This is a genomic window from Paenibacillus sp. FSL A5-0031, from assembly GCF_001956295.1.
GTDB lineage: Bacteria > Bacillota > Bacilli > Paenibacillales > Paenibacillaceae > Pristimantibacillus.
In genome coordinates, this window is record NZ_MRTD01000012.1 from 24668 (window position 1) to 44688 (window position 20021).

The 20021-nt window shown below is 47.7% G+C and carries 16 protein-coding genes; 14 read left to right on the forward strand and 2 right to left on the reverse strand.

Going from position 1 to position 20021, the window contains the following annotated elements:
• Positions 1-138: 138 nt before the first annotated feature.
• The 12 genes from BK120_RS20745 (at position 139) to BK120_RS20800 (ending at position 13726) form a co-directional block, all read left to right on the forward strand.
• On the forward strand, positions 139-1794 hold the full coding sequence (locus tag BK120_RS20745; RefSeq protein ID WP_076269414.1) for a thiourocanate hydratase: 1656 nt from the start codon (positions 139-141) through the stop codon (positions 1792-1794).
• Positions 1791-2891 (forward strand): thiohydantoin desulfurase, encoded by a 1101-nt coding sequence (locus tag BK120_RS20750; RefSeq protein WP_076269415.1) that lies wholly within the window; start codon positions 1791-1793, stop codon positions 2889-2891. The genes BK120_RS20745 and BK120_RS20750 overlap by 4 nt, the downstream gene beginning before the upstream one ends.
• A 45-nt stretch (positions 2892-2936) precedes the next feature.
• Positions 2937-4496, forward strand: coding sequence for an HAL/PAL/TAL family ammonia-lyase (locus BK120_RS20755; RefSeq protein WP_076269416.1), 1560 nt, complete (start codon positions 2937-2939; stop codon positions 4494-4496).
• The gene (locus BK120_RS20760) at positions 4486-5856 is read left to right on the forward strand and encodes a dihydroorotase (RefSeq protein ID WP_076269417.1); all 1371 of its coding nucleotides are present in this window, start codon (positions 4486-4488) and stop codon (positions 5854-5856) included. Before BK120_RS20755 ends, BK120_RS20760 begins: the two co-directional genes overlap by 11 nt.
• 27 nt (positions 5857-5883) lie before the next feature.
• Positions 5884-7158: a Zn-dependent hydrolase gene (locus BK120_RS20765; RefSeq protein WP_076269418.1), complete on the forward strand. Its 1275-nt coding sequence runs from the start codon at positions 5884-5886 to the stop codon at positions 7156-7158.
• On the forward strand, positions 7148-8401 hold the full coding sequence (locus tag BK120_RS20770) for a Zn-dependent hydrolase (RefSeq protein WP_083682256.1): 1254 nt from the start codon (positions 7148-7150) through the stop codon (positions 8399-8401). Before BK120_RS20765 ends, BK120_RS20770 begins: the two co-directional genes overlap by 11 nt.
• A gap of 96 nt (positions 8402-8497) precedes the next feature.
• Positions 8498-9142 carry an ABC transporter permease gene (locus BK120_RS20775; RefSeq protein ID WP_076269419.1) on the forward strand — a complete coding sequence of 215 codons (645 nt, stop codon included), beginning with the start codon at positions 8498-8500 and terminating at the stop codon, positions 9140-9142.
• A gap of 18 nt (positions 9143-9160) precedes the next feature.
• Positions 9161-10066, forward strand: coding sequence for an ABC transporter substrate-binding protein (locus tag BK120_RS20780; RefSeq protein ID WP_076269420.1), 906 nt, complete (start codon positions 9161-9163; stop codon positions 10064-10066).
• A gap of 68 nt (positions 10067-10134) precedes the next feature.
• On the forward strand, positions 10135-11091 hold the full coding sequence (locus BK120_RS20785; RefSeq protein ID WP_076269421.1) for an ABC transporter ATP-binding protein: 957 nt from the start codon (positions 10135-10137) through the stop codon (positions 11089-11091).
• A gap of 5 nt (positions 11092-11096) precedes the next feature.
• Complete coding sequence (locus BK120_RS20790; RefSeq protein ID WP_076269422.1) at positions 11097-11735, forward strand: ABC transporter permease; 639 nt, start codon at positions 11097-11099, stop codon at positions 11733-11735.
• A 48-nt stretch (positions 11736-11783) separates the two neighbouring features.
• Positions 11784-12527 carry an IclR family transcriptional regulator gene (locus tag BK120_RS20795; protein ID WP_256710970.1) on the forward strand — a complete coding sequence of 248 codons (744 nt, stop codon included), beginning with the start codon at positions 11784-11786 and terminating at the stop codon, positions 12525-12527.
• A 146-nt stretch (positions 12528-12673) separates the two neighbouring features.
• Complete coding sequence (locus BK120_RS20800) at positions 12674-13726, forward strand: peptidoglycan-binding domain-containing protein (protein WP_076269424.1); 1053 nt, start codon at positions 12674-12676, stop codon at positions 13724-13726.
• Between the two features lie 175 nt (positions 13727-13901).
• Here BK120_RS20800 and BK120_RS36050 read toward each other — a convergent pair whose 3' ends face one another.
• Positions 13902-14603: a collagen-like protein gene (locus BK120_RS36050; protein WP_256710980.1), complete on the reverse strand. Its 702-nt coding sequence runs from the start codon at positions 14601-14603 to the stop codon at positions 13902-13904.
• 330 nt (positions 14604-14933) lie between these two features.
• Between BK120_RS36050 and BK120_RS20810 the strand changes: the two genes are divergently transcribed.
• The gene (locus BK120_RS20810; protein WP_083682260.1) at positions 14934-16559 is read left to right on the forward strand and encodes an S-layer homology domain-containing protein; all 1626 of its coding nucleotides are present in this window, start codon (positions 14934-14936) and stop codon (positions 16557-16559) included.
• A gap of 116 nt (positions 16560-16675) precedes the next feature.
• Here BK120_RS20810 and BK120_RS20815 read toward each other — a convergent pair whose 3' ends face one another.
• Complete coding sequence (locus tag BK120_RS20815; RefSeq protein WP_076269426.1) at positions 16676-17551, reverse strand: helix-turn-helix domain-containing protein; 876 nt, start codon at positions 17549-17551, stop codon at positions 16676-16678.
• Between the two features lie 94 nt (positions 17552-17645).
• Here BK120_RS20815 and BK120_RS20820 point away from each other — a divergent pair, with 94 nt between their 5' ends.
• Entirely contained in the window at positions 17646-19952 is a 2307-nt protein-coding gene (locus BK120_RS20820) for a glycoside hydrolase family 95 protein (protein WP_076269427.1), read from the forward strand.
• Positions 19953-20021: the final 69 nt, after the last annotated feature.

The following is a 20021-nucleotide window of genomic DNA, read 5'->3' on the forward strand; positions in this document are numbered from 1 at the left end:
TATAAAGCATCTTATTCCTAGTGCGTTACTTAAACTGACGTAAACTTGTTTTTTTGTATTGACTAGAGAGGAAACGTTTGTTAATTTATTGATTAATAGAAACTAATTATTGAATAATGATAATAAGGAGAATCGGATATGGATCGAATTGTGGCTGCCAGAGGCGTTGAACTGCGTTGCAAAGGCTGGAGGCAGGAGGCGCTGCTGCGAATGCTTGAGAATGTTCTTGAAAATGGCGAAAACCAACAAGAGCTTACTGTCTATGCTGCCCTTGCGAAAGCGGCGCGTAATTGGGACTCCTATCATGCAATTGTCAGCACGCTCAAATCATTAGAGGAAGATGAGACGCTGGTCATTCAATCAGGCAAGCCTATCGGTATTATGAGAACACATAAGTACGCTCCAATTGTTGTAATGGCGAATTGCAACATTGTTGGCAAATGGGCAACGAGCGACAATTTCTATAAATATCAAGAGCAGGGATTAATCGTTTGGGGCGGTTTGACCGCGGCAGCTTGGCAATATATCGGTTCACAAGGCGTCATACAAGGAACCTATGAGATTTTTCAATCGATAGCTAGAATGCATTACGACGGCAATCTGGCTGGGAAGTTTATTTTGACAGCCGGTCTCGGAGGGATGGGCGGCGCACAGCCGCTTGCAGGAACGATGGCGGGTGCCGTTATTTTATGCGTAGAAGTGTCCGAGGCTAGAATCGACAAACGTATCGAGGTCGGTTATTTGCAGAAAAAAACGGCAAGCTTGGATGAGGCTTTGGAATGGATTCAAGCAGCTTGTGCGAATAAGGAGAGCTTGTCAGTCGGCCTTCTTGGCAACGCAGCCGATATTTATCCTGAGCTGATTCGCAGAGGCATTCAGCCTGACGTTGTAACCGATCAAACGTCGGCGCATGATCTCATGTACGGTTATATCCCTTCAGGCTACAGTTTAGATAAGGTTGCTGAGCTGCGCAAAACCAAACCGGATCAGCTTCAAGCGGATGCAAGAGCTTCTATCGCATTAGAAGTTGAGGCGATGCTGGAGTTCCAGCGCAGAGGTGCTGTCGTTTTTGACAATGGCAACAATATTCGTTCGCAGGCAGTACAAAATGGCGTTACAAATGCTTTTGATATTCCTGTGTTTACCGAAGCGTTTCTAAGACCGTTGTTTTCTCGTGCGATTGGGCCGTTCCGCTGGGTCGCTTTGAGCGGGGAGGTTAGTGATATTCGCAAGATAGATCAATATATATTGGAGCATTTCAGCGATAACGAGGTTGTAGTCAACTGGATTCGCTTAGCGAATCAGTATGTTCCGGTCGAGGGTTTGCCAGCACGCATTGGCTGGTTCGGTCATGGCGATCGGACGAAGCTGGCACTAGCGGTTAATGCCATGGTTCAAGCTGGCGAGCTGAGCGGTCCCATTGCCTTCTCGCGTGATCACCTCGATGCGGGATCAATGGCTCACCCGAATATTATGACGGAGAACATGAAGGATGGCAGCGATGCAATATCGGATTGGCCGCTGCTTAATGCGATGATTAACTGTTCATCGATGGCTGATCTTGTAGCGATACACTCCGGAGGGGGCGGCTACAGCGGATATATGACAAGCGCGGGTGTCACGCTCGTTGCAGATGGCACATCCGATGCAGAACTTCGATTAAAAACGACGCTAGACAATGACACAGGCCTTGGCGTACTTCGATATGCTGACGCTGGTTATGAGGAAGCGCTGGATGAAGTAAGCAAAAAGCGAATACGTCGAATTGATACGAATCGGAAGGAGAATGCATGATGCGTGAATTAACGATAGAGGATGTAAAAGCAGCAGTAAGAGGAGGGGCAGTATTCGCATCCGGAGGCGGGGGCTGGGTTGATCATGGCCTTGAGATTGGCGGAGCAGCAGTAGGCATTGCTAGACCAAAGCTGGTTTCGGTTGATGAGCTGCCTGATGATGCCATTATTGTGACAGCGACGGCGATTGGCGCACCAGCAGGCAATGACTGGGAAATGTGGGGCATTGATTATATTAAGGCTGTTCAACTTCTGATGGACAACTATGACGGCAAGGTTGTGGGGGTTATGACACCGCAAAACGGTATGTCGAGCACTATTAATGGCTGGCTTCCAGCTGCGGCGCTCGGTCTGGTTGTCGTTGATGCGACTGGTGATATTCGTGCGCATCCAACAGGCAAGATGGGTTCGATGGGCCTTGCTTCCCGCACCGATTATGAAACGATTCAGGTCGTTGTTGGCGGACGCAGAGATACGGGTTCTTATTTGGAGCTCGTTGTAAAAGGTACGCCAGCTAAGACATCGAATATTTTGCGGACAGCTGCAGATATGTCGGGAGGATTTATCGCTTCTGCTCGCCATCCGATTCCAGCATCTTATGTGAAGGAGCATGCAGCAATTGGAGGCATTTCGTTAGCGCTTGATCTAGGTTATGCGATGATCGAGGCTGAGCCGAACGGCGCGGAAGCGATTATGGAAACGGTTTGCAGCAAAACAAATGGACAGATCATCGGCCGTGGTGTCGTTTTGAAAAAGGACGTTCATTATTCAGGCGCTTTCGATATTGGCACCATTACAATGGCGGACGGATCAGGTGGTCAACTGACGATGCATGTCATGAATGAATATATGGCAGTGGATGATGCTGACGGTAAACGACTTACAACTTATCCGGATGTCATTACAACCTTTGAAGCAGCAACAGGTCTGCCGATCAGCGTAGGCGGCGTGAAGGAAGGCATGGAGATCGCATTGTTTGCAATCGATAAGCAATATGTGCCTCTGAGCTCCAGCGTGAAGGACCCTACCGTATATCCAGAGGTGGAGAAGGCGCTTGGCATACCGCTTGCTGAATATGGCTTGAAGGGTATTGTCTAGCACGATCAATCTAATTTATCGATATCTACTAAGAAGGTGCCTATTATGAATGAAGTTATAGATGGTATCGGTTTGGAGGATACACAGTCGTCCGAACGAGTGGTTACGCTTGATGGCAATACGCTCACGATTCGCGAGCTTGAGCTAATTGCATCGGAAGGTTATCGCGTGGAGTGCTCGCAGCATGCATTAAAGCGAGTAGAGGAGGCTCATGTTCTCATTCATGAGCTTGCTGCAGAAGGCATTCCGATCTATGGGCTAAACCGCGGCGTAGGTCTTAATAAAGATCGAACCATTACAACGGAGATGTATGAACAGTTTAACCGCAATCTTATTTATTCCCATTCGGCGGCTATTGCGCCTGCTGCTTCTGAGCAGCAGGTGCGGGCCGTGCTCGTTGCCAGGCTGAATTCATTGCTTATTGGTTGTACAGGTGTGCAGCCTGCGGTCGTACTCATGTATCAGGATTTGCTTAACGCAGCTATCCATCCGATCATTCCGCTTCGAGGATCTGTTGGCGCAGGCGACATCTCGGTTTTGTCACATATCGGCTTAACGATGATGGGAGAAGGAAATGTGAATTACAAAGGCCAAATGATGAGCGCGGAAACGGCTTTTCAAGCGGAGGGGATTACTCCTGTGAAGCTGGGGCCAAAGGATGCCTTGGCAATTGTAAGCTCCAATGCGCTGTCCGCGGGCACAGGTGCTCTGGCAGCAGCAGCGGCTTTAAAGCTGCTCGGTACGGCAGATGCTATTTTTGCATTGTCGCTTGAAGCGCTTCGGGGATGCATGAATCCGCTTGATCCGGCGTTATTTGAGGTAAGGCCATTCGAGGGAGCTGCAGCAAGCGCGGCAAATGTGAGAAGTTATTTGCAAGGCGGAACGCTGCAGCAGTCAAGTAAAAACGATAAAATTCAAGATCCGCTCAGCTTTCGCAGTGCTTGCCATGTACATGGCGCAGCTCGTGATGCGCTTGCTTATGCGACAAGGCTGCTGCTCATTCAATTAAACGGATCTGATGATAATCCTTGTATATTAATAGATGAAAGAAGAGTAGTGCCCTCCTCAAACTTTGACGTAACCTCATGGACCGTGGCGTTTGAGATGGTAGCGATAGCGCTAAGTCATGTATCCAAAATAAGCTGCTACAGATCACTTAAGCTCGGAACGCCATCCTTTACGGGTCTGGAGAGGTTTCTAGCCCCAAATCCAGAGTCTATCGCATTCGGAACGCTTCAAAAAACATATACCTCCCTTGATGCGGAAATCCGCTTGCTGTCTAATCCGGTATCTGCTGATTATTTATCGCTGGCAGGCGATATGGAGGATCATGCAAACAATACACCACTCGTCATTCGTAAGCTCGAAGATATCATCGATCGCTTAACCTACATTATAGGGATGGAAGCGCTGCATGCAGCCCAAGCCATTGATTTACGCGGTATACAATCTGAATTAGGCAGAGGCTCGGCCGCTGTTTATTCACAAATTCGCAGTGCAGTGCCTATGTTGACGGAAGATCGTCCGCTAACCCCAGATATTTCTGCTATGCATGAGCTTATTCGCAGCGGCATTCAATTGGAAGGAGGAGCAAATGGTGAATAACAGCTATGATCTCGTCATTTATGGAAATCTCGTACTTCCAGAGGGCGTCGCATACCATTCCGCAGTTGGAATCAAGGACGGTAAAATTGTTCGTATTGGTCATAGAGACGACGCGGACATGGCTGCCGCAACAGAAAAGATTAATGCCGAAGGCAGCTATGTGCTGCCTGGTGCAGTCGACGCTCATGTCCATTGTTACAGCTCGCTTGACGAAGGGTTTTACACAGCGAGTGCGGCTGCAGCTGCCGGAGGCGTAACGACGATTATTGAAATGCCTTATGATGCGATGGGGATGATCTGTACACTTCCTGCATTCAAGGAAAAAAAACAACAGCTGGAACAGCAATCCATCGTTGATATGGCGATGCTTGTTACGATTCATAAGCAAGACGGTTATGACCATATCCGCCAGCTTGCCGAGGCAGGTGCTTGCGGCTTTAAAGTATCGATGTTTAATACGGATTCCTTCCGCTTTCCGCGAATAGATGACGGACAATTGCTTGATTCGTTTGCGGTCATTGCTGAAACAGGTTGTCCGGTTGGCGTGCATGCCGAAAACGATGAGATCGTTCGCAGATATATTGATAAATATCGCTCCCAAGGTGCAGATCCACGTTCGCATGGCTGGAGCAGGCCGAAAGTAAGTGAATCAGCAGCAGCGCTGACCGCTATGGAGCTTGCTTATGAGACAGGAGTCAAACTGCATTTATATCATTGTACGTATCCGCGTATTTTTCAATTGGTGGACTATTTCCGTTCAATCGGAGCGAAAGTCACTGCGGAAACCTGTACCCATTATTTGACGCTAAGTGTAGAAGATATGCCGCGTTTGCAGGCGAAAGGTAAAATCAATCCACCGCTTCGCACGAAGCAGGACAAAGAGGATTTATGGGAATTATTGAAAACCGGATCGATCGATATGATTACTTCCGATCATGCTCCGTGGCTAATTGGGCGTAAATCAGACGCAGATATTTTTAATAATGCTTCAGGTGCTCCCGGAGTGGAACATTTGCTTCCGATTATTTACAGCGAGGGAGTGGCGAAAGGAAAATTGGCGCTTACCGATTTGGTCAGGCTGATCAGTCAAAGGCCTGCTGACGTATTTGGGCTTGGTCATCGCAAAGGCAGATTAACTGAAGGTTACGATGCGGATATCGCGATTATCGATCCTGCTGCAGCTTGGACGCTAGATGAGTGTGAGCTTCAATCAAGTGCTGGCTGGAGTGCTTATAACGGAATGAGTATGCAAGGAAAAGTAACGCACACGCTCGTAAGGGGAACGCTTGTGTATGAAGCGGGAGCTGTTACCGGCAAGGCGGGTCATGGCGAATTTATTAAAGCAGAGCATCTTGCTTAATCAATTTGCGAGAGAGGAGTGAATGGGATGGGTAGCAAAATGGATAGACTGGTGCCAAGTGTATCTCGAATGATGTCTGATATTGAACATCTATCGATGTTTGTTGATCCATCTAAACCCGGCTGGACGCGACGTCCATTTACGAAGCAGTATGCTGACGGCAGGCGCTGGCTGACCGAGAAAATGGAGGAAGCGGGCCTGTCTGTTTCGCTGGATGCAGCTTCAAATTTGATAGGCAGCTTGCCTGGCAGCGATCCGAATTTAGCGCCTATCATGATTGGCTCCCATACAGATACCGTTACTGGCGGCGGGCGGTTCGATGGAATCATAGGAGTGCTGGCCGGCATAGAAATTGCCCGTTTACTTCAACAATCAGGAACGCAGCTTCGGCATCCGCTGCAAATTGTCGATTTCACGGCAGAGGAGCCTAGTGAGTTTGGCATCTCCACGATTGGGAGCAGGGGGATGGTCGGCAATTTGTCTGAAGCGATGCTGGAGCTTCGCGACGATACTGGGCTGAAGCTGAGCGATGCGATTAATCAACAAGGCGGAAATGTCGAACGCCTGACAAGTGAGGCGAGGCAGCTGGGGGATGTAGCGCTCTACCTTGAGCTTCATATCGAGCAAGGTCCGGTGCTGGAGCAATCAGGCCATCAACTTGGGGCGGTGCTTGGTATCGTAGGTATTCATCGCTATCGTGTCACGCTCAAAGGTGCGCCAAATCATGCAGGGACGACGCCAATGACGCTTCGGAACGATGCGCTGGCAGGCTTTTGCGAGATTGGTTTAGCATTTGAACGTCACTGCAACGATCATGCGAGCGTAGCCGTAGGGACGATCGGCAAAGTGTCGAATGAGCCGAATGCATCCAATGTCGTGCCCGGCCTCGTTCGGTTTGATCTTGAAATCCGCTCACTAGATCATACGGTGGCTGACGCGGTGTACGCCGCTTTTGCAGCGGAGACGATCCAGATTGCTGCAAGGCGAGGCCTTCGTTTGTCGCTTGAGCTGCTGTCGAAGTCAGATTCCGTCATGGTCAAAAAGTCTGTGCTGGGTGGAGTGCTTGCAGCCTGTGCTTCTGTTGCTCCAGCTATTCACCTTGCAAGCGGGGCGGGACATGATGCGAACCAGCTCGCGCGTATTGCGCCAATCGGCATGATCTTTGTTCCTAGCAAGGATGGCAGAAGCCATTGTCCCGAGGAATGGACCGATGAGGATGATATTGCTGCGGGAACGCAGGCTTTAGCCGCCGCATTGCTTTATTTTGATAAGGAGGATTTAAGCGGGTGGCATGATGGCTAAGACTCAGCATGTGCAGGTCAACGGCAAACGGTTATGGGATTCGATTCAAGCTTTAGGTTTAATCGGCGCAGATCCAAGCGGCGGTGTAACACGGCTATCGCTCAGCAATGAGGAATTAATAGCGAGGCAATTTATTATCAGTGAAATGAAAGCAGCGGGACTAGAAGTCAGGCAGGATGAAGCGGGCAACCTGATTGGGCGATTGGAGGGGGAGGAGCAGCGGACAGGAGCTGTAGTGACGGGCTCTCATATCGATACGGTCATTCAAGCAGGCCAATTCGATGGAGCGCTTGGTGTACTTGGCGGTATTGAGGTTTTGCGAACGATTAAAGAGCAGTCAATCAGGCATTATAGACCTTTCGAGGTTATTTGCTTTACGGACGAAGAGGGCGTTCGCTTTGGAGCCGGCTATTTGGGAAGCCGTGCGATGGCAAATACTTGGGATGAAAAATGGCTGGATTTTACTGATTCTTCCGGCATATCGCTGCGCGAAGCGATGGAGCATGGCGGCTTGTACCCTGATCAAGCAGCTCTTGCAAGTCGCAGCTCAGAATCCATTCATGCCTATGTTGAGCTTCATATTGAGCAAGGACGAGTTCTGGAAGAGCTGAATACAGCAATTGGCATTGCAACAGCGATTTATGGACATCGCTGGTTCGAAGTGACCATTCATGGACGAGCGGACCATGCGGGAACAACGCCCATGAAGTTAAGACAGGACCCGATGCCTGCCGCAGCAGAAGTTGTTCTTGCTGTGGAGCAAATCGCAGTGAAGCATGGGGGCGTCGTAACAATAGGGACGTTTAAGCTTGCGCCAGCTGCAATCAACGTAATTCCGGGTGAAGCGGTGTTTACACTCGATGTTCGGCATGAATCCTTGGAGTCGCTCAATAAGCTGGAGGCTGCGATAAAAGTCGAGTTGTCACGCCTTACTGCAGCAAGAGGGCTGACCTGCGCTATCCGGACCTTAGATGCTGCTGTGCCTGTAAAAACGTCGGAGTATATTACAAAAGTGATTACAGATAGCTGTGAGGATGCGGGTTTGCCTGCGGAGTATATGATTTGCGGCGCAGGTCATGATGCGGTGGTCATGAGTGAATTAGCGGAAATGGGGCTCATCTTGGTACGTTCAAAGGATGGCATCAGTCATCATCCACTTGAATGGAGCAGCCAAGAGGACTGTGAAGCAGGAGTAAACATATTGCTGCAAACTCTTATCCAGCTAGGAAATGATGTAAATTAATAATTCCGATTGACATAATGGGGTATAAAGTTTAATAATAGTGGTAACAAGTTATTGATTAGTGATAATACAAAGGGGAAGGAGGATGACAAACGAGTGAATGTATTCCTCGAAGCTTATGACTATGTGAATGCTAACAGCGACAGATTTTTGGAAGCGGTCAAGGTGCATTTAAGCATAAGTTTCTACGCGCTCCTTATTGCTTTCGTCGTATGTGTGCCGCTCGGTATATTATGTGCCAAGAAAGAGTGGCTGACCGGTCCGATTATGGGACTGTTCAACTCCTTGCGAGTCATCCCAAGCCTTGCGGTTTTAGTCATTATTTTACCGATCATGGGAACTGGCTTTGCACCGGCATTAGTTGCATTAACGCTGCTTGCTTGTCCGCCTATTCTCATTAATACATACATGGGCTTTAGAGGTATTGAGCCAGCGATTATTGAAGCTGCTTCAGGCCTTGGTATGGGAGAGAAAATGATTATGCGGAAAATCGAGCTGCCGTTAGCTGCTCCGCTGCTGCTGTCAGGATTAAAAACAGCCGCCGTAGAAGTTATCGCCAGTGCAACATTGGCCGCATTCATCGGAGGAGGCGGACTGGGAACGTTTATTATTAACGGTCTTGGCATGTACAAATTCTCATTGCTGCTTGTCGGGGCGCTGCCGGTTGCGCTGCTAGCTATTTTATCGGAGATCGGATTTGCTGGAATTGAAAGAGCAGTAACCAAATATCAGCGTGTATAATGAAAGGGGAAAATTCAGATGAAAAAGAAATGGGTAAGCTTGGCATTGTTGATTATAAGTGTGGTACTCGTTATTAGCGCTTGTTCTTCTAAGGAAGGTTCAGGCAAAGAAAAGATTAAAGTCGGCTCGAAAAACTTTACGGAATCATTGATTTTGGGCGAGATGTACGCACTGGCACTTGAGGACGCTGGCTACAAGGTAGATCGCAAGCTCAATCTTGGCGGCACACTCGTTGCCCATGAAGCGCTCAAAAAAGGCGACATCGACTTTTACCCGGAGTATACAGGAACAGGCTTAATCAACGTTTTGGAATTGCCGCCAAACTCCGATGCCAAAACCGTATATGATACTGTAGCAAAGGGCTACAAAGAGAAATTCAACCTAGTTTGGTTGGAGCCAACTAACGCAAACGATTCACAAGGTCTTGTTACAACAAAGAAAATTGCTGAAAAATATAATCTTTACAAAATATCAGATTTGGTGAAATTAGCTCCTGAGCTTAACCTCGCTGCTGTTCCTGAGTTTGAAGAGCGTGAAGACGGATTAAAGGGACTAAATACTTTCTACGGTAAAATGGACTTCAAAAGCATCAAGCTGTTTGATTACGGCATCAAATACCGCGTAACACTAGATGGCGAAGCGGATGTAACAGTTGGCTTCACGACTGATGGCGATTTGACGAATCCGGATCTTGTATTGCTTGAGGATGATAAGAAGTTTTGGCCTCCTTACTTCGTGGCTCCAGTGCTTCGCGGCGAGTTGAACGAGAAGGACCCTGAAATTGCTAAAGTGTTGAACAAAATTTCTGCTAAGCTGGATAACACAACTGTTCAGAAGCTGAACGCGCAAGTGGATATCGACAAAAAAGAATACGCGGACGTAGCGAAGGCATTTTTGGAAGAGCAAGGTTTATTGAAAAAATAATTCATAATTAAATGCAGCGGGGTTTCTCCATATTGGGGAAGCCCCCTTCCTACAGGAGTTGATATAAAATGAGCAAAGAGGCCATTATTTTTGAGCAGGTGTCCAAAACATTTCCAAAGTCTGCGAATCCCTCGGTTAATGAAACGAGCCTTATTATTCCGCAAGGCTCCTTTGTTACGATTCTAGGTGCTTCAGGCTGCGGCAAAACGACCTTGCTAAAAATGGTAAACCGAATTATTGAACCGACCGCAGGAACGATTTCGATATTTGGCAAAGACATTCGCAGCTTGCCCGTGACGGAGCTTCGACGAAGCATCGGTTATGTAATCCAGCAGGTAGGGTTGTTTCCGCATTTGTCGATTGAACAAAATATAGCAACGGTCCCCAATATACTGGGCTGGGAACGGCAAAAAACAGCAGAGAGAATCGATTATTTAATGGATCTTGTTCATTTGCCAGCAAGCTATAAGAAGCTTTATCCGCGGCAGCTGTCAGGTGGACAGCAGCAGCGAGTAGGGATTGCTAGAGCGATGGCAGGTGATCCAGCTATTTTGCTGATGGATGAACCGTTTGGAGCGATTGACGCGATTACGCGCACGAAGCTGCAGGATGATTTTAAGCAAATCCAACGTGAGCTTGGCAAAACCGTATTGTTTGTGACGCATGACGTGGAAGAGGCGATGAAGCTCGGCGATCATATGATCGTGATGAACGAAGGGACGATTCAGCAATATGATACGCCTCTTGCCATCATGTCCAATCCCAATAATGCTTTCGTATCGCAACTGATTCAAGCCGATGATTTGTTCCAACAGCTTCACTTGATTAGGGCAGAAGAGAAAATGATTGCGCTGGAAGAACCGGCTGGATCTGATATTCCCCGCATTCCCGCTGGTGATAGTCTAAAGTCGGCGCTTCAAATTCTGCTGCAGCAAAATGTACCGTATGTGGCTGTGGAAAATAAAGAGCATGAAATCATTGGCAAAATTACGCTTGAGCAATTGAAGCTGCAGAACGGCAGGTGAGAGGCATGATTGACTATTTAACCCGCCATTATGATGATTTGTTAACCTCGTTGCTGGAGCATATTTATCTCACCTTTGTTTCGTTGTTTATCGCACTTGTTATTGCGCTGCCATTAGGTTATTGGCTGTCGAGGCATCGGCGGATTTCCGTTCCTATTTTGTCCGTACTCGGCATTATCTATGCGATTCCAAGCCTCGGGATGTTCGCTTTGCTTATTCCGCTAGTTGGCCTCGGCAGCAAGCCGGCGATTATCGCATTAGTGGTATATAGTCAGCTGATATTGGTGCGAAATGTCATTTCGGGCTTTCAATCGATTGAACCTTCGATTATTGAAGCAGCCAAAGGAATGGGCTATGGCAAGTGGAGGCTGTTCGTCCATATCGAGCTGCCGCTGGCACTGCCTGTCATTATTGGCGGCATTCGCATAGCATCGGTATCGGTAATAGGTATCGCAACCATAGCGGCGTGGATTAACGCCGGCGGGTTAGGCGGTATTTTATTCGAAGGCTTATATCAAAACTCAGTACCAAAAATGGTATGGGGCACGCTGCTCGTATCGTTATTAGCTTTATCTACAAATACGATTTTGCTGCAAGTTGAAAAATCAACGATGCGCAGAGCACGCGGAGAACAAAGGGTATGATATACTGATCCTTATAATTGACTACTATTGTAAATATTTTGAGGTGCAATGATGAATGGAACTCAAACATTAGGACGTGCTATCGATATTTTATTCGTACTCGCTGAATCGGGAGCAACGCTCACGGTTAGTGAAATTGCGGAGAAGGTAGGCATCCCCGACAGTACCGCATATCGTTTTATTCAAACACTTATAAAAAATGGTTTCGTAGAGCGTAAGGGCAGAGGGCAAATTGGTTTAGGTCTGCGTATTTTTGATTTAGCAAGAAGCTTATCGCAGCAAATCGAGAAGGAGCTTCTTACGATCGCGAGACCGATTATGGAGGATCTCACCGCACTTACGAATGAAACGACGGTGCTTTTTGTCCGCTCCGGTTCCAAAGCCATTTGTATCGAAAATGTAACGAGTAAACGTTTGATCAGGCTTTCTATTGAAAATGGAAGAATATTGCCGCTTAATTCAGGCGCATCAGGGAAAACGCTGCTCGCTAATGAAAATGACAAAGTTATTGAAGAGATGTGCAAGCTTTTTGGCGAAGATGCCGGCAAACCATTGCTTTTGCAAGAAATGCATCGTATTAGGGAAGCGGGTTATTGCTTTACTTTGGGTGAGGTGGATACGGATGCTTTTGCAATTGCTGCCCCTATTTTTGATCCTCAGCAGCGAATCGTAGCCAGCTTATCTGCAGCAGGACCTATCCATCGGCTTAACGAGAATGAAATTCCTAATGTGATCCAGTATGTAAAGGCAGCTGCATCACAAATTTCGTGCAAGCTCGGTGGCTTGGCATAAGTATTTTCAAATAGGATGAAGAAGAGTAGCGGAGCGCAAATAAGCGATCCGCTTTTTTTATTGATTCAATGTGGAATGAAATTAAATATTTGGGGATAGTAAGGGGGGAGTTAAATTCAAGAATCAAAAAGGATGGTGTATTTTGCATGCAACAACATAAAAAGGAAATTGATTCGGATGAACAACACAATAAGATTGGGAGGTTTGCTGCAAGGTACATAGGCGCAGCATTACTCGCAATCACATTGATGTTCAGTATGCCTCATACTGGTCAAGCGATTGGCAAAAATGCTAAGGGTCCAGATGTCTATGTTATTCAAGGCATGCTGAAATCTCTGGGCAGCTATTCTGGTAAAATTGACGGTCGATATGGGCCATCTACAGTGCGCGGCGTAAAATATTATCAAAAAACTCATGGCTTGCCTACAACAGGCGCCGTAGATGCTAAAACGCTACAATCGATTTCTTATTCCTATTCGGAGAAGAAAGCAGCAACGAAGGCAAAAACGCAAGCAAAATGGAAAGGTAAAGCAAAATCACTCGGCAACGGTAAAGGCGCTGGTAACGGAGCTGGCAATGGAGCAGGCGGAGCAGGTGGCGGTGCAGGCGGCGGAGCAGGTGGCGGTGCAGGCGGCGGAGCTGGTGGCGGAGCAGGCGGCGGAGCTGGTGGCGGCGCAGGCGGCGGAACTGGTGGCGGAGCAGGCGGCGGAGCTGGTGGCGGTGCAGGCGGCGGAGCTGGTGGCGGTGCAGGCGGCGGAGCTGGTGGCGGAGCAGGCGGCGGTGCAGGCGGCGGAGCTGGTGGCGGCGCAGGCGGCGGAGCTGGTGGCGGTGCAGGCGGCGGAGCTGGTGGCGGTGCAGGCAGAGGTTATGGTGAGAACCAAGGCAAAGGCGGCGGATTTGGCGGAGGCCAAGGAGAAAACCGTGGCAAAGGCGGCGGCATTGGCGGAGGCCAAGGAGAAAACCGTGGCAAAGGCGGCGGGTTTGGCGGAGGCCAAGGAGAAAACCGCGGCAAAGGCGGCGGCATTGGCGGAGGCCAAGGAGAAAACCGTGGCAAAGGCGGCGGTATTGGCGGAGGTCAAGGCAATAACCAAGGTATCGGTGGAGGCAACTCTAACAACCAAAGCAACAAAGCTCCATCCGAGAATCAAGGCAAAGGCGGCGCTCAAACGGAAAACCAAGGGCCGAATGGAAGCCATTAAGCAACTCGCTTCCTTGATATAGATGAAGGGACTTCTCTTAAGTGGAGGTCACAGATTAACAGCGATTAATGTTGTGAAGTGAATTTAAAATCAAAAAGGCGGCTTTCATTCCATCGTGAATGTAAAGTCGCCTTTTTATATTTTCGGATGTTGTTATGAGATCCATTCTATTTCCTTATGCGATTTGCGTAATAACAAGATGAGCTGAAACAGGTCTTGTTCCTCCAGCGAGAGGTGTGATCGTAAGTGCCGTGGAATTGCCCGCAGGGTTTCGCACGGTGAGTATTGAATTAATGACAGTCGTTTGTACAAGAGCCATTCCGACAATTTGTGAAGTACCTGTCGCTCGGCCAACTACTGTATAAGCTAGATCAGCGCCATTAACGGTTAAAATGAGCTGCCCCGGTTCGGTCACACTTACTTGAAACAAAATCTGATACGTTCCGATTACAGCTAAGTTAAACGTAGTAGCACCAGTACGGGTAATGTTAGTTCCGCTAGTAGGACCATTTTGCGGGAAACTTACATCTGCACCGACAGCAACTGTTGCTGCATTATCAGGCGGCATCAATGCAAAAAAATCGGCGAAGCTTAATACTCCTCCGGCTCCGCCAGTTGCGCCTGTAGCTCCAGTGGCCCCATTAGTACCAGTCGCCCCAGTTGCGCCTGTAATACCAGGTATCCCATTAGTACCAGTTGCGCCAGCGGCTCCAGTGGCCCCATTAGTACCAGTTGCGCCAGCGGCTCCAGTGGCCCCATTAGTGCCAGTCGCACCAGTTGCTCCTACTGAACCAGGAATACCCTGGGGTCCTTGAGGTCCAGTTGGTCCTGCCGGAGCAGTAACATTCACTTGAGGAGGAGGACATGTTACCTTCACAATTTTTTTAACAACTCTATTTCGGCGTTTCATTCTTTTTTTTGATTTGCATACTATTACACGTATCTTTTTGCAGCGATTTCTTTTATTCAAACAGCTCACTAAAGACACCTCCCTATTGATGGTTTAGTGTACGTTTATACCTTTTTTTAAGGTTGGATGAATAACCATTTTTAACTAGACTAAAAACTATTTTAAGAAAAATGGGTTAATGATAGGGTCATTTCGACGCCCAAAACTTGGGTCTATTAGACTTTTTATGGAATATAGGATATGATTCTATCGAATAATCGATAGAGTGAGAGCTATGCTCATAAAGGAGAGGATGTAGTGAGGTTCAAGGGGAAAACAACCGTTATTATTGGAATCCTGCTGATGTTTATGTTGGGAAACGCCATGCAGGCGTTTGCGTATGATGCGCAATTAAAGCCCTATCGTGATGTACCTGTTAAGGATTGGGCAGCCGAATCTATTTATCGTTTAGTCGCACTTGGAGTTGTTTCTGGATATGAGGATGGAACCTTTCGTCCAAGTGCTGAACTTACGAGAGAAGCATTCGTAAAGCTGCTAGTCCAATCCGTTAAACCAGTGATAGATAAAGAGAAGTCTGCTGGACTCTCCGACGTAGCCAAGGATCGTTGGTCTTATGCCTCTATTAAACCCGCATATGACGCTGGTTGGTTGGATTTGCTCATCGTAAATGGGAAATTTAATCCGAGTCAAAATATTAAGCGTGAGGAAGTAGCAGCTTTAACGGCTTTTGCGCTGCTCCAAGGAAAAACGGCAGATGAGAAACAGCAATGGTTAGATACAGGCTGGCTGGAAGCTAGCGAGAAAGCCGCTTTTGCCGATATGAATCAAGTGGATAAAAACCTTGCACCGTACGTGCTGCGTACATACGCGGATTCCATTATGCAAGGGGACAATAAAGGCTTGTTTCTTCCGAAAAAGTCGTTATCACGACGTGAGGCAGCGGCCATTGTTGATCGGATGATCAGCTCCCAAAGCGAAAGCCGCCAGCTTGAGGTATCAGCTTTTTTTGCAGCAGGTGGACCTTACAAAAAACTGGATAGATTCGCCGCCGCAGATGAGGTTATCTTTGACTGGGCTAAGCTTGACTATCAGGGAGCAGGCAAAGCATCCGTTCTTTTGTCGCCGCCAAGCGACTGGAAGCAGAGTCTGACAGCGGCAGAAACGAGTGGTTCTACAAAGACGCTAATGATCTTTGGGAATACAACGCTTCAGAAGCTTGGTGATTTCATAATCGATGCTGAAGCTCGCAAAGCATTTGTGAGTTCTGTAGTCGAGGCAGCTGCTAATCCATTGTATGGTTTTGAGCGAGTGGCTATTGATTTTGAAGGCATGGTACCTGCTGAGTATAAGCAGCCTTTCGTTGAGCTGCTTCGCGCAATTAAGGCCGAACTAAGCAGTGAAATATCACTTACGGCAGTTGTACCGCCTTCTTATTATTATGCAGGTTATGATTACAAACAAATTGGCGAACTGGCTGATGAAGTTATATTGATGGCCTATGAATTTACGCATGAGGAAAGTGGATTGCCGTCTGCGCCGCTTACGCTTGTTGGTGATTCCGTACGAAATATACTCTCGTATATTCCAGCAGCTAAGCTGAAACTAGGCATTTCTAAGCAGGCTAACCAATGGACTACAAAGGCAGATGGTACTGTAGAGTTTTTCCGGTCGCCAGCCATCGCTGCTGTAGAAAGTCGCTTAACAGCTGCAGATACCAAATCCGTCATGCAGCTGCCGTACTTTTTGAATCAAATTACGTTTAAGGACGATAGAGGCTCGCATCTGCTTTGGTATGAGAATACGCAAAGCATCGAAGCCAAAATACGTTTAGCGAAAGCGTTTGGCCTGCGTGGTGTTGCGGTATGGCAAATCAATCAATTAACGGATGCCGATTGGACTATGATCTCTTCTTATCATCATTAAGCAGCAAAAAAATAGGACAAAGCAGACTGATACAGCTGCTTGTCCTTTTTTTTTCGCCATTAGAAGGCAGACCCTTAGAATTATACCCTTATACCTTAGTTTCTTACATCGTCACATTATGAATGCGCTTTTATAATTGAATCATCGCCTTGAAGCAATCGCTTCTCTGAATAGGCTGTTCGATAATCGGTTGGGGTTAGATTTGTTTCTTTACGGAAAAATTTCGTGAAATGATTCGTTTCTTTAAATCCAGATTGATCGGCAACCTCCTTAATACTGCGAGAAGTTGTCGTTAAGAGCTGTTTGGCGCGATCTATTCGTTTGCGGCTGACGTATTTAAGCGGAGGCATCCCGAAATGTTTTTTGAAATAGGAACTAAAATAGTTGGGATGAAGATGAACAGCTTCGGCCATTTGATCGACGCTGATGCTCATATGAAGACGACTGTCTACATATTGCTGTATGACGTTCAAACGGTTCATCTCCTCGGTTCGGTGCTGCAGCACGCGAATCGGAACGGATTCGAGAAAACAGCTTATGATTTCTAGCAATACAGCTTTTTCTCGGAGCCTGGCAACAATTGAATCTTGTTTATGCCATTCGATGAGCTCATGGAACAAGCGCATCATCCTGTTCGTATCCTGAATGTTGATGCAAAGAGGAACCCCAATCCACTGAAAAAGATCAAGGGGACCTGCCATGATATTGAAATGGCACCAATACTTTAAGTATGGACGATGATTTAAAGAGGAGAACGATATCTTTGTATGCGCAGGCGTGAGAAACAGCTGACCGGGTTTAGGATAATAGTCGTCGTTGCCAATGCGAATCCAACCTTCCCCCTCGCAAATAAAATATAGCTTATTGTACTCGGGAACAGAATTGGTTTCTCCCCAATTGAGAGAGACTTGCGTTTTATGCGCCATAAGCAATTTTAGCTGCAGCGACTGCAGCAGCTCAGATAACGCATGTTGTTCACTTGTTCTAACCACCTGCGGCACCGCCATCCAATGTTTTTTGAAGGATTATTAATATAGTAATGGATTGTTCTCTTAAATAATAGATGAATGAAAAGGGGAATGGAAGATGACACAGATTGAAGAAACGCGCTTATGGTATAAGGAGCCTGCCTCCAATTGGGAGGAAGCACTGCCTGTTGGCAATGGCAAGCTCGGTGGCATGGTATTTGGGGGCATAAGACGTGAGCGGATTGCTCTGAACGAAGACAGCGTATGGTATGGCGGACCGCGTGATCGCAACAATCCAGATGCGCTGCCACATCTGCCGAAAATTCGTGAGCTTCTGAGAGAGGGAAGACTGCATGAAGCGCATGATTTATCTGCGATGGCTTTATCTGGCGTTCCCGAGACACAGAGGCACTATATGCCGCTTGGAGATTTAGAGCTAAACATAAGATATGATTCGAAAGAAGAAGTACGAGATTATGTCCGAGCTCTCGATATCACCAACGGTATTGCAAGTGTAACCTTTACTAAAGGAGAAGTACATTTTGCCCGTGAGACATTTGCTAGTTTCCCAGATGAAGCGCTAGTTACAAGATTCTCAGCAGATAAACCGGGAAGCATCAGCTTTACAGCCCGTTTACTGCGCGGCAGCAATCGCTACTATGACGAGCTGGTGAAAGCAGACGAGAATACGATCGTGATGCGCGGCATGTGCGGCGGTTCAGGCGGATCTGATTTCCGAACTTCTTTGCGCGCGGTTGCGGATGGCGGCTTTGTATCAATTATTGGCGAGCATCTCATCGTGGAAGGCGCCAATAGCGTAACGCTTCTATTAACCGCAGCAACTTCTTTCCGTCATGCTGATCCGGAGGCATATGCTGTCGATGCAGGAGTCCGAGCTGGCTTAATAAGCTATGATGAATTGAAATCGCGTCATATTCAAGATTTCACTTCATTGTCAAAGCGGGTACAGCTACGCTTAACGGATGCTGCTCATTCGAATGCTGCCGATGTACCTACAAATGAGCGTTTAAAGCTAGTTCAAGAAGGCAGCGCCGATGTAGGCTTAATGGCCTTATATTATCAATTTGGCCGCTATTTGCTCATTTCAAGCAGTCGTCCGGGCTCGCTTCCTGCCAATTTGCAAGGCATTTGGAATGAGAAGATGCTGCCGCCATGGGACAGCAAATATACGATTAATATTAATACGCAAATGAATTATTGGCCGGCAGAAGCGGGGAATCTAGCAGAATGCCATGAACCGTTATTTGATCTCATCGAACGGATGCGTGCACCTGGCAGAATAACCGCAAGAGCAATGTACGATTGTGGAGGTTTTGTCGCTCATCATAATACCGACATTTGGGGCGATACCGCTCCGCAGGACATTTATTTGCCAGCCTCGTATTGGACGCTTGGTGCGGCGTGGCTTTGCCTGCATATGTGGGAGCATTATGAATATGGCCTTAATGATGCTTTTCTTGAGCAAATATATCCAACCTTGAAGGAGTCGGCACAATTTTTTGTGGATTTCTTGACGGAAACAGAGGATGGTCTGCTCGTATTGAATCCTTCTGTATCTCCTGAGAATACCTATTTATTGCCAAATGGACAATCCGGTACGTTATGCATCGGTGCATCGATGGATAGTCAAATTTTATATGAATTGTTTACGGCTTGCGCAGAAGCAGCGAAGAAGCTCGGCATCGACTCATCGGAGCAGGAGCTTTGGCACAATATGAGAGCCCGTTTGCCGGAGCCTGCAATTGGCAAGCATGGGCAAATTCAAGAATGGATGGAGGATTACGAGGAAGCGGAGCCGGGACATCGTCATATCTCGCATTTGTTCGCCCTGCATCCGGGCAAGCGCTTTACGGTTAGAGGAACACCTGAATGGGCAAATGCTGCCAGAGTAACGCTAGATCAACGGCTTGCAAGCGGCGGCGGTCACACGGGTTGGAGTAGAGCTTGGATTATTAATTTCTGGGCAAGGCTCGAGGATGGGGAGAAGGCGTATGCGAATGTGCAAGATCTACTAAGTCATTCCACGCTGCCAAATCTGTTTGATAATCATCCTCCGTTCCAAATCGATGGCAACTTCGGAGGCGCTGCAGGCATAACGGAAATGCTGCTTCAATGCCATGCGGGCAGCCTGCATGTATTGCCTGCTTTGCCGGACGCATGGCCTCATGGAGAAGTGACAGGTCTCCGTGCAAGAGGAGGCTTCGAGGTGGACATCCGCTGGTCAAATGGTTTGCTTGTTGAGGCACGCCTACGTGCTGGCGCAGCTAATAGCTGCGTCGTGCAAAGCAGCATTCCGCTCATCGTAAGGGAAGATGGCCGTGAGGTGAAAGACGTATTCAGCAAGGATGGGCTTGTATCATGGACGGTGAGCGCCGGAAGCGAGTACGTGCTTTCTCCGAAGTAGAGGTTAGCCCAAAGAAAACCAGCTGTACCTGATAATCGGGTGCAGCTGGTTTCTTTGGGTTGCCGGCTT

Excerpts from the sequence above, each read along its gene's own strand:
- BK120_RS20760 (WP_076269417.1), top strand. The coding sequence starts at position 4,486 with ATGGTGAATAACAGCTATGATCTCGTCATTTATGGAAATCTCGTACTT.
- BK120_RS20820 (WP_076269427.1), top strand. The coding sequence starts at position 17,646 with ATGACACAGATTGAAGAAACGCGCTTATGGTATAAGGAGCCTGCCTCC.
- BK120_RS20785 (WP_076269421.1), top strand. The coding sequence starts at position 10,135 with ATGAGCAAAGAGGCCATTATTTTTGAGCAGGTGTCCAAAACATTTCCA.
- BK120_RS20770 (WP_083682256.1), top strand. The coding sequence starts at position 7,148 with ATGATGGCTAAGACTCAGCATGTGCAGGTCAACGGCAAACGGTTATGG.
- BK120_RS20795 (WP_256710970.1), top strand. The coding sequence starts at position 11,784 with ATGATGAATGGAACTCAAACATTAGGACGTGCTATCGATATTTTATTC.
- BK120_RS20780 (WP_076269420.1), top strand. The coding sequence starts at position 9,161 with ATGAAAAAGAAATGGGTAAGCTTGGCATTGTTGATTATAAGTGTGGTA.
- BK120_RS20790 (WP_076269422.1), top strand. The coding sequence starts at position 11,097 with ATGATTGACTATTTAACCCGCCATTATGATGATTTGTTAACCTCGTTG.
- BK120_RS20755 (WP_076269416.1), top strand. The coding sequence starts at position 2,937 with ATGAATGAAGTTATAGATGGTATCGGTTTGGAGGATACACAGTCGTCC.
- BK120_RS20800 (WP_076269424.1), top strand. The coding sequence starts at position 12,674 with ATGCAACAACATAAAAAGGAAATTGATTCGGATGAACAACACAATAAG.
- BK120_RS20745 (WP_076269414.1), top strand. The coding sequence starts at position 139 with ATGGATCGAATTGTGGCTGCCAGAGGCGTTGAACTGCGTTGCAAAGGC.
- BK120_RS20765 (WP_076269418.1), top strand. The coding sequence starts at position 5,884 with ATGGGTAGCAAAATGGATAGACTGGTGCCAAGTGTATCTCGAATGATG.
- BK120_RS20750 (WP_076269415.1), top strand. The coding sequence starts at position 1,791 with ATGATGCGTGAATTAACGATAGAGGATGTAAAAGCAGCAGTAAGAGGA.